General features: G+C 63.2%; 3 protein-coding genes. All 3 read left to right on the top strand.

Annotated features, from left to right (window positions below; translation table 11 throughout):
* The first annotated feature begins 77 nt into the window (after positions 1–77).
* Entirely contained in the window at positions 78–500 is a 423-nt protein-coding gene (locus J3E64_RS20560) for a transposase (protein WP_253345115.1), read from the top strand.
* Positions 497–850: an IS66 family insertion sequence element accessory protein TnpB gene (tnpB, locus tag J3E64_RS20555; RefSeq protein ID WP_253345114.1), complete on the top strand. Its 354-nt coding sequence runs from the start codon at positions 497–499 to the stop codon at positions 848–850. Before J3E64_RS20560 ends, tnpB begins: the two co-directional genes overlap by 4 nt.
* A 67-nt stretch (positions 851–917) precedes the next feature.
* On the top strand, positions 918–2,477 hold the full coding sequence (locus J3E64_RS20550; protein ID WP_253345113.1) for an IS66 family transposase: 1,560 nt from the start codon (positions 918–920) through the stop codon (positions 2,475–2,477).
* Positions 2,478–2,508 lie beyond the last annotated feature (31 nt).

Below are 2,508 nucleotides of genomic sequence, written 5' to 3'. Positions count from 1 at the left end.
GTAAGCGCGAAAACCTCCCCACATTTTCGTAGGCGCTGATCTGGCTATGTTTCGCCCCTCATCCGAGGGGTATCGTAGTGGCTGATGATGTAAGAACATTCGAAACAGGTTTCGAAAGGCAGGAGGGTCAGCGGCCCTCGCGTATGGATGTCATTCCAGCAGGGCCGATGCGGCGGCGCTGGTCGGCCGAGGCCAAGGCACGGATCATCGCGTCGAGTTTTGAACCCGGCGCCAACATCGCGGAAATTGCGCGAACGCATGGGCTGCTGCCGCAGCAGCTCTACGCATGGCGGCATGACAGCATTCCGGGCAAGCGCCTGGCGAGCAAGAAGCTGGGCTTTGTTCCGGCGGTGATCGAAGATTCGGGTGATCCCAGCTCGGCTGATGGTGGAGGCGATGAGATCGTGATCCGTACGGCCGCCGTCGCGATCCACGTGCCGCCGGGCGCGAGCGAGGAACATATCGCCCGGGTGCTCGCCGCTGTGAGCCGGTCGGGATGATCATTCCGCCAGGGCCGCTCAAGGTGATGGTGGCGACAAAGCCGGTCGACTTCAGAAAAGGCGCGATCAGCCTGGCGGCGCTGGTCGAGCATGAACTCGGACTCAAGCCCTTCTCTGGGGTGGTCTTCATCTTCCGCTCGAAGCGGGCGAACAGGATCAAGCTACTGGTGTGGGACGGCACGGGCCTGGTGCTTGTGAGCAAGGTCTTGCAGACCGGAGGCTTCCATTGGCCCCGGGCGCACGATGGCGTGATGCGGCTGTCGGCATCGCAGGCCTCGGCCTTGTTCGAAGGGCTGCAATGGTCGAAAATGCACACGCCGCGCACTCAGGTTCCGGTGACGACACGATAGGTCGCACGCCCGATTCCCCTGATCGAAATGCCATTGCCGACTGCTCCGAAACTGCCAGAAATGGGGCATGTCCGCCACGGCAGCCGACCTTCCTGACGATGTCGCCACCCTCAAGGCGATGGTCCTGGCCGGCCTCGAGCGTGAAGCTCGGATGCAGCATATCATCGACCAGATCACCCGCACGACATTCGGGAAACGCTCAGAAAAGCTGAACGAAGATCAGTTGGCGCTTGCCTTTGATGATCTCGACGTCGCCCGCGCTGAACTGGAGGCGCTTGGCGAGCAGGCGGCGGGCCAGAAGAAGGAGCGGGCGCGAAGGGAAAGCGGGACAGCACGGGCGTCGTTGCCCGCGCACCTGACCCGCGTTGAGGAAGTAGTCCTTCCAGACGAGAAGGAATGTCCCTGCTGCGGAGGCGCGCTGCACTGCATAGACAGCGACATATCGAGCCGGCTTGATGTCATCCCGGTCCAGTATCGCGTCATCGTGACTTCTCGGCCGAGAATGGCGTGCCGCGCGTGCAGCGAGGGGGTGTTCCAGGCGCCAGCGCCCAAGCACGTGGTGCCAGGCGGCCTGCCCACCGAGGCGCTGATCGCCGATGTTCTGGTCAAGAAATATGCCGATCACATGCCCTTCTATCGGCAAGCGCAGGCGCTGCGGCGGCAGGGCATCGAGGTCGACCGGGGAACCATGTGCAACTGGGCGGGTCGAGCTGCGGCCTGGCTTGGTCGCCTGACCAGCCGGATGAAAGTGGACCTGCTGTCGGGCGCGAGGCTGTTCGTCGATGAGACCACCGCCAAGGTCCTGGCGCCTGGCACCGGCAAGGTGAAGACGGGATATCTCTGGGCGATCGCTCGTGATGATGGCGCGCATGACGGCGCCGATCCACCCGCGGTCGCCTACACCTACATGCCGGGTCGCGGAAAAGTCTGGGCGGAAAAGCTGCTCGGGGACTTCACCGGCATCGTCCAATGCGATGGCTATGGTGCCTATAAGCACATAGAGGCGCCGGACCGGAAGGGCGGCCCGGGAACGCTCGCCTTCTGCTGGGCGCATGTTAGGCGTGGCTTCTTTGACGACGCCAAGGGTGGCAACGCTCCGGTCGCCGATGAGGCGCTGCGGCGGATCGCCAGCCTCTATAAGATCGAGGCGCGTATCCGAGGCTCCAGCCCCGAACACAGGTTGGCGGTGCGCCAGGCTGAATCCGCCCCGATCATCGCCGACATGCGGCCCTGGCTTGAGGAAATGCTGCCCAAGCTGCCGCGGAGCTCCAACACGGCTGAGGCCATCGGCTACACCCTCAACCACTGGAAAGGCCTCGTCCGCTTCCTCAAGGATGGACGGATCGAGCTGGACAACAACACCGTTGAGCGGTCAATCAGGCCGCTTACCCTCCAGCGGAAAAATGCCCTGTTCACAGGTCATGATCTGGGGGCTGAAAACTGGGCGACGTTCGCCAGCCTCATCGAAACCTGCAAACTGAGCGGTATCAACCCGCAGGCCTACCTCACCGACGTCCTCGCCCGTATCGTCCTGCGCGGCGACGCAGATCCGATCGATGATCTGCTCCCCTACAACTGGCTAGATAGCCGCGCTCCCGTCAGCGCCGTCATCGATCAGGCCGCCTAACGCCTCCCAGTGGGAGTGTTTTAGCGCTTAC

The organism is Sphingobium sp. OAS761 (assembly GCF_024168485.1).
Lineage (GTDB): Bacteria > Pseudomonadota > Alphaproteobacteria > Sphingomonadales > Sphingomonadaceae > Sphingobium.
The sequence above is the reverse complement of the archived record's forward strand: the minus strand, read 5'-3'. Positions and strand labels throughout refer to the sequence as shown.